Source organism: Oribacterium sp. NK2B42 (genome assembly GCF_000424445.1).
Lineage (GTDB): Bacteria > Bacillota > Clostridia > Lachnospirales > Lachnospiraceae > Oribacterium.
Window position 1 is genome coordinate 1 of the sequence record NZ_AUJX01000072.1, and the last position, 7,289, is coordinate 7,289.

Annotated in this window: 6 protein-coding genes and 3 pseudogenes; 1 reads left to right on the plus strand and 8 read right to left on the minus strand. The window is 42.5% G+C overall.

Going from position 1 to position 7,289, the window contains the following annotated elements:
- Positions 1-292 precede the first annotated feature (292 nt).
- The 3 genes and pseudogenes from G625_RS20105 to G625_RS20110 all read right to left on the minus strand — a co-directional run.
- Positions 293-1,226, minus strand: a pseudogene (locus tag G625_RS20105) (hypothetical protein); the annotation flags it as partial.
- A gap of 80 nt (positions 1,227-1,306) precedes the next feature.
- Entirely contained in the window at positions 1,307-1,555 is a 249-nt protein-coding gene (locus G625_RS0113920; RefSeq protein ID WP_029201591.1) for a hypothetical protein, read from the minus strand.
- A gap of 608 nt (positions 1,556-2,163) precedes the next feature.
- Positions 2,164-2,412 (minus strand): GNAT family N-acetyltransferase, encoded by a 249-nt coding sequence (locus G625_RS20110; RefSeq protein ID WP_242826641.1) that lies wholly within the window; start codon positions 2,410-2,412, stop codon positions 2,164-2,166.
- Between the two features lie 93 nt (positions 2,413-2,505).
- Between G625_RS20110 and G625_RS0113930 the strand changes: the two genes are divergently transcribed.
- A complete protein-coding gene (locus tag G625_RS0113930; RefSeq protein WP_029201592.1) occupies positions 2,506-4,494 on the plus strand; it encodes a flavocytochrome c in 1,989 nt (662 codons plus the stop codon).
- 226 nt (positions 4,495-4,720) lie between these two features.
- Here the strand turns inward: G625_RS0113930 and G625_RS0113935 are convergent, their stop codons facing one another.
- From G625_RS0113935 to G625_RS22890, 5 genes and pseudogenes are all read right to left on the minus strand, one after another.
- Positions 4,721-4,966, minus strand: a complete 246-nt coding sequence (locus tag G625_RS0113935) for a DUF1653 domain-containing protein (RefSeq protein WP_029201593.1) — start codon at positions 4,964-4,966, stop codon at positions 4,721-4,723.
- Between the two features lie 25 nt (positions 4,967-4,991).
- Positions 4,992-5,624: a hypothetical protein gene (locus tag G625_RS21535; protein ID WP_156885143.1), complete on the minus strand. Its 633-nt coding sequence runs from the start codon at positions 5,622-5,624 to the stop codon at positions 4,992-4,994.
- 29 nt (positions 5,625-5,653) lie between these two features.
- Positions 5,654-6,120: pseudogene (locus G625_RS23520) on the minus strand (GNAT family N-acetyltransferase).
- Between the two features lie 26 nt (positions 6,121-6,146).
- The gene (locus G625_RS0113950) at positions 6,147-6,554 is read right to left on the minus strand and encodes an iron chaperone (RefSeq protein WP_029201595.1); all 408 of its coding nucleotides are present in this window, start codon (positions 6,552-6,554) and stop codon (positions 6,147-6,149) included.
- A gap of 490 nt (positions 6,555-7,044) precedes the next feature.
- Positions 7,045-7,289, minus strand: a pseudogene (locus G625_RS22890) (hypothetical protein); the annotation flags it as partial.

The window sequence follows — 7,289 nt, forward strand, 5'->3', positions numbered from 1 at the left end:
TATGGTGGCATCGGTACTCAAACAGTGCAGTACCTACAATGCATGGAAATATCATGAAAAGTGGCTCATTAATCACTATTGGAAAGAAAGAACGCTTTGGTCTGATGGGGATTCTTTGCGTGTAGCATAGGGCAGGTCTCACAGGCTACAATCGAACATTATATAGAAAATCAAGGTTAGCTTAAAACCGACCCTAAAGGGTCGTGGCTTCAACCGAATCATTTAATGTGAAAACTCGCGGTAATGTTGATAAGAAGAGTTTACCAAAGAAAGAGAAGAAATCGACGGTTCCAGATATGTCATTTAAGATGTTTGTGCAAAGCTCTTCCCTTGTCTCATCCAGTCCGAACTGAAAAAGGGGATTCACCCTCATATTCATGGTCAGACCGTCATCCAGATCCAGATGATAATACTCAGCCGTCTCCGTCCGCATATTCGTGGACGATACTGCCGTATATCTGGTTATGAGATCAAAAAAGCTGGATGAAAATCTATGTCTTCCTGCAATCTCTATAACCGGTTCCGTACCGTAATGCCTCAGTTCCAACTGCCCGAACCTGTTGATACAAAAGAAACCTCCCAGTACCTGCCCCACATAGTAAAGCACATCTCGGTATGTTTCGATGTCATTGCTCTCCGTATAAATCGAAAGCCCCTCCGTACCATTCGGAAGGGCTTCTATCTCTTCACGAGTCTGAGCAAACTCCACGCCGTAGGCTTCACAGCACAGGTGGATGAAATCATATGCAGGGCCCACAGTCTGAAATCCGTTGAAATCCTTCTCGAACTTCAACATGAAATCATACGCCTTCAATTCCAGACACTTCACCGTCCGGTTAACCTCCGTCACCTCATATAATCCCATAGGGATCTTCTCGTAGATTCCATCGCTCTCAACCGTCTGCTCATAGTCCGGATCAATCTCAGCCGGATCCCGGCTCTTTGATATCCTCAGATGATAAAACAGCTCTACCAAGGCATCTTCCAGCGTGTACCTGTCGATGTCTGATAAAAGCGTTATTCCCAGCTCAGCCGCATAAACCGTACCCAGCTCAATCTCAGTACTCCCACAGCACTGAGAAGAAATATATCCGCTCCCCCTTATCGATATCCTCAGCCCCGAACTCATAGATCACGCCATTCTTTATCGTGATTTTTCCCGTCCAGTAATATTTCATCGTATTCTCCTGCACCGTCCGCAGGAAATCGTCCGACACAGGATACATCCGCTCGCCTCATTTCTCCCATCAAAAAAGGAACCGGTCTCCCGATTCCCTTGCAAAATTGCGCCATCATCCGTTTTCTTTCATAACCCTCTTATTCCATGAGTAACAACTCTATCATCATCTTCACGGATACCTTCCAGCACCTTATCAATGGCAATTACAGTTTTACCGCACTTAGGGCATATTGCACTCGACAGTATTTTCCCCGTTGTTTTATCCGTATATTCATAATACTTTTCCCCATCCACACCTTTGTTGAACATGAATCGGTGCTCACAGTAGGGACAAACTACTTCTCTATACTCATAAATAAAATCTTTCGTTGCCATGGACGGAAACCCACTTGCTTTAGCAGGTGGGAGGAGTCCTGTTTGTTGTTATTTAAAAACGTATGTGCTACAATATACTTAGCAACAATACAAGAGAAAACCGTTGGGCGTGTTGCTCGCCGAAGGCACTCTTAGTACCTTGAAAAGTATATATGAGGTTGTAACACATAAAAGACTTGGTGTTACGTAAAATATACTCAAGCATCGCCGACTGTATGGCGTTATATACAGTTACGACAGAGTAAACTTTGCCGTAAGGGGTGTTGTCAATCACCCCATGATGCAACGCCACTTTAGGCTAATGCCTATCGGGGTTTAAAGGTCGGAGGCGTGAGCCGTTAGCACGACCAGGTAGTTGCAAGCCCATGACCTTTAGGTCGTGGGTAATTGACAAATAGAATTCCCCACTGTTTCCCCTGCTAAAAATTCTTTTTCTCCTTCTCTAATCATAAAAGCCCACGCACATCTTGTAAATACAACAAAAGACAGTGGCCCTGTATTCAGGCCACTGTCTCTGAAGCTTGATATTTACTTATTTTTCATAATCCGGTTTCCAGCTGGCAAACTGTACAAGCTGCGCATCGGTTCTATGATAATATCTCTCGTTCTTATGAAGCTCTATACTCCATCAGGGTTGTATTCTGCCATTCTCCAAATCTGTCCTTCGCGATTCTTTCTCTATATCCTATTTCTCTAAAACCACACTTCTTATGTAATGCTATGCTAGCCCTGTTAATAGAGATTATTGCCGAATATATACTCCAATATCCTGCTTTTTCTGACCCCTTAATCAACTCATTTACAAGAGCAGTTCCAACGCCGTGTCCCCTGTACTTTTGATCAACATAAATTCTCAAAATTGTTTTTAATCAATAATTAATTTTTCTCTTGAATATTTGTTTAATGGTTTACTAGAATAGGTATAGCAATGGGAAAATTAGGAGGATAACATGAGAAAAGTCTTTTCATCCTTGCTTGCCTGTGCTATGGCCGTTTCAGTTACCGCGTGTGCTTCTACATCAATACCGGTAGCTACAACCGCTGCGCAGACTGAGCAGGCAGAAGAAACCACTGAAGCACCTGTACAGGATGCCAAGTACAAAGCAGGTACCTATACAGGAAAAGCTGCAGGAAAAAATGGGGACATAACTGTAGAAGTGACAGTATCGGATGATGCTATCACAGAGGTTAAAGTTACAGATCATCAAGAAACAGCAGGCATTTCCGATCCGGCTATTTCTGATATCCCGGATGCCATAGTTAAGAATCAGTCACTTGGCATAGATGCTGTTTCAGGTGCAACCATCACCAGCAATGCTATTCTAACAGCTGTTGAGGCTGCCCTTACTGAGGCTGGCGCTGACATTGATGCATTAAAGAATGTTGAAGTTACAGCCAAGGAAGCCGGTGAGGATATCGAAGAAACTGCAGATGTAGTTGTTGTCGGTGCCGGTGGTGCAGGTCTTGCTGCAGCCGCAGCCGCAGAACAGGCAGGAGCATCAGTCATTGTACTTGAGAAGATGCCTACTATCGGTGGAAACAGTGCACTCGGAGAAGGTACATACAATGCTGCAGACCCTGAAATGCTAGAGCTGACAGGTGCAAAGACAACACCTGACCTTGAAAAAGAGGTAGAGGATGCTCTTGCAGAGACACCTAAAAACGATGATCACAAGGCACTTATTGAAAAGGTAAAGAAGGATTTCGATGAGTGGAAGGCATCAGGAACAGATACATTATTTGATTCTGCCAACTGGCATGCTTTACAGACTTACATCGGAGGCGGTGAAATAGGTGATGTTCCGCTTATTGAAACTTACGCAACCAGTGCTGTAGATGCATACAAGTGGCTAACAGAGGATATAGGTGTTCCTTTCAAGACTGATTATATCTTTATGGCAGTAGGCGGAAAATGGCAGAGAGGTCACCAGATCGACCTTGAAAAGGCTGAGGGCAAGGAAGGCGATAATGGTGGACGTATCTACACCAACATGCTTCAGGAAACTGCCGAAAAGCTCGGTGCAAAGATCTATACAGATGCTGATGTAAAGGAAATCCTTAAGGATGATTCCGGTCGTGCTACCGGTGCTGTTGCTGAAAGAAGTGACGGTTCAAAGATCACTGTTCATGCCAACAAGGGTGTTGTTCTTGCAACAGGAGGCTTTGCTGCAAACTCAGACCTTGTAAATAAGTATTCAAACGGTGTCATCACAACTACCAGAACATCCTGTGCAGCAAGTTCTACAGGTGATGGTATCGCACTTGCCGAGGCACTTGGTGCTAATTTCGTAGATCTTGATCAGATTCAGGTACATCCTCTTGGTGATCCGGTTGATGGATGTGTTGCTGAGTTCGTAGGAAACTGGCTCGGTGCTCAGTATTATGTATATGTCAATAAAGAAGGTCAGCGTTTTGTCAAGGAAGACGGTACTCGTTATGAAATGTCAATGGCCGAACTTCAGCAGACAGACGGAGAGATGTATCTCATCGTAGACAGTTCTCAGATTACAGATGACCGCCAGGATCAGATTGATAGCCTTATTGAAAAGGGTAGAACTGTCAAGGCTGATACTATTGAAGAATTGGCTGAAAAGATTGATGTTGATCCTACAACTCTCAAGGAAACAATTGACAAGTATAATGAAGGAATGAAGAATGGTAAAGATGAGTTCGGAAAGGCTACAAGCGCCGAATCAACTATTGAAAAGGCTCCATTCTATGCTTCTATCCGCACCACAACTGTTCATCACACTATGGGTGGTGTACAGATTGACTCCGATGCCCATGTAATCAACAAGGACGGAGATGTTATTCCTGGACTCTATGCTGCAGGTGAATTTACAGGAGGTATTCACGGAAACAATCGTCTCGGTGGTAATGCATATCCTGACATCATTACTTTTGGTAGAATAGCAGGAACCAACGTTGCCGCAGAGTAAGTATTTAAGTTTTCAAGAGTATCACTGAAGGCAAATATAAAATCATAATAATATCTATTAGCCCATTGCATCAAAAAATAACTGCCATTCATCAAGAACGGCAGTTATTTTTATATCTGACAAATTCTTTAGGTTAGAATCGCTGTAAGGTCAAACGAAAAAGCAGCTTGAATTATAACAATAACTGCCCTTTCGTTTGATCTTATCTTTATAACGAGCCATTCACTTAATGCTTTTTACTTGCGATTTCTTGAAGTTCAAATCTGTACATTTGCTTTACATCAGGATACTTTTTATGATCCACTTCGGATAAAAACATTTCTTTTGGCCTAACCCAAAGTGATCCGTCCTCATATAGTTTGCGATAAATAACCATCTCTTCTTGAGTTTCTGAATCTCTTGCAATATCTTCCACTAAATAATAATCGCCTTTAAAGTGCTTATAAACTCGATGTAATATCAATTCTTGCATATTTACCTCCGTAAACTTGAATTTATCAATCTGTTGCCGATACGAGCATTACTGCATATCTGTTCATGGTCTTATCATAGACACTCCAGCAGCACGCGCCATACCATTCATGTCCATCATCAAAAAAATCCGACCAGTCTGTTGTCCATTCATATATATCAAGTGTATCTGTACCGTTCGGAAACAGAGCTTTGTTCACTTCTTTGAAATCTTCGGGCTTGTTTCTTCTGCCGTGTACCGGTTCCATCAATGCATACCAGTAAGGAACCGTTGTTCCACAATTCTCATCGTCCGGTCTCCACTCTGCATCATAAAAGACGCTGCCATAATAAACGGTCTTCACAATATTCGGACAGTAGAAAAACACCTGCGGATCCAGTTGAGAAGGCTTTGCCTTATCGATGTCATAAACCAAAGGCTGCAATTTATCCGCAAGGTCATCACCAAACATGATCCGGGCTCTTTCTTTATTCCCTATACTTTGCTTCGCCAGCCATTCAAAGACCACACGCAATGCTTCCCTATGAGATTCCATCCCCTCATAAGGCTTATCATCACTTAACAGATGATAGTCGACTTCACCGACAAGATGATATTCACTATCCGGATCATATTGCTTTATATAGTCATAGAACGTGTCGTTATCTATTCTTTTCATAAGCATATACCTGCAAATGGCTGCGATTTCTAAAGCTCACATACCATGATGAATTCCTCATCTTTTTCATTCATGATCCTGAACCCGGTCTTCTGATACATTTTCACAGCATAGTTAGCCTTCTGAACAGCGAGAGACACTCTTTTATAGCCTTGATCACGAAGGTTCTCCAGCATTTCCTCCATAAGCCTCATGCCGATCCCTTTTCTCCGATACTCCTTGTACAGTGAAATTGCAAATGAAGGTGTTTCATCATCCACATGGCCGTAATCATTCATGATCCTCATCCAGACAGCCCCAACTTTTTTCCGTCATGGATCGCGACGAGGCAGTTGTCTCCAGACTTTGTACCGAAACCATCAGTGTATACGCGCAGCTCCGGTTTCTCTACAATATCTCTCGAAGGCGGCTCCACACCTTCCGGAATGAATATGGCTTCATATAAAAAGTCTTTGAGAAGGCCGAGTTCGTTTTCCCGAATACAACGGATCTCTATTGCGTTCTTTATACCATCTTTACACCTTATTTGGAATAGTTCTCAAAGCACCATTTTGCGATCCTTATGATCAGTGCTTCCGGTAAAGGCTGATCATAGGGGATCCGTATCGTGCCCTTGCTTACGTCATAATCGGAGAGTTCCTCCGTAAATACAGCTGTAGCCTCATCACCGGGATAAATGCCCAGATGTTTCTTTGATGCTGCGAAATGAATGATATTACGACCTTTCCAATAAGTGGGCATCGACCAGGAGATCCGTTCCTCCGCGTCCGGCAGTGCATCACGAAGGATCTCCCGGATCTCCATTAATCTGGGCTTATATTTCTCATCCTGGACAGCAATGTATTCATCAATATTCTGCGGTTTCACACAGTAATGATCCTGGTTTTGTCTGCTGAACTCTCTGCCGCATTTCGGACATTTCCATGCCATGGCTTCACCTCTTCAAATTGCGATTTATCGATTGCATATGCAAATAATCATACTACAATCCTTGGTACAATCACAAACTGATATTGACTTATATCTTTAATAAATACATAGTCAGAAAAAGGAAGCAACCAGTCTGATTGCTCCCCCATAAATCTAAATTATCATAGAATACCCATATTTACAGAAAAGATTTCAAACTCTCCCCTGTTTCCCATATTGCAATGCTCATTGCTTATATAGGGTTTTGTTCATTTTTTGGATTTTTTCTCAAAAAAATTTTTTTAGTTTTAAACACTTTTTTGGTTTTAAAACCTTAAAACCAATAATTTTTAAACAAAATTATTTTAACCCATAACCCCCTGCTATTACTGGCTCTGTAAGGTTTTGTTCATTTTAAATAAAATCTACAAAACAGTAATATACTAATACTTCCCACACCCAAAAGGGCGTGAAACTCAGTGTTTACAATGTTTGCGGCGCAAAAATACCATTATGCCGCCGACAACTGCTCCGCGCAGGCCTCTAAGGGCGCTTTCAGATAGTTTGGCAGGTTGTTGATGAATTGCTGTACAAACCCTGCCATTTGAGCATCAGTGAGCGCAAAGAACTCTTTGACGGTTGAAAGCAGTGCGATCATGATTAGTCGCATAGAATGGTCAAAGGTTATTTCCGCTACTTCCTGGACATACAGGTAGAACAGTTCTCCGAGCGATCGGTGATCTGTGTTTGCCCTCT

Coding starts and splice junctions, on each gene's coding strand:
- G625_RS0113920 (WP_029201591.1), bottom strand. CDS start 1,555: ATGGCAACGAAAGATTTTATTTATGAGTATAGAGAAGTAGTTTGTCCC.
- G625_RS0113930 (WP_029201592.1), top strand. CDS start 2,506: ATGAGAAAAGTCTTTTCATCCTTGCTTGCCTGTGCTATGGCCGTTTCA.
- G625_RS0113935 (WP_029201593.1), bottom strand. CDS start 4,966: ATGCAAGAATTGATATTACATCGAGTTTATAAGCACTTTAAAGGCGAT.
- G625_RS21535 (WP_156885143.1), bottom strand. CDS start 5,624: ATGAAAAGAATAGATAACGACACGTTCTATGACTATATAAAGCAATAT.
- G625_RS0113950 (WP_029201595.1), bottom strand. CDS start 6,554: ATGGCATGGAAATGTCCGAAATGCGGCAGAGAGTTCAGCAGACAAAAC.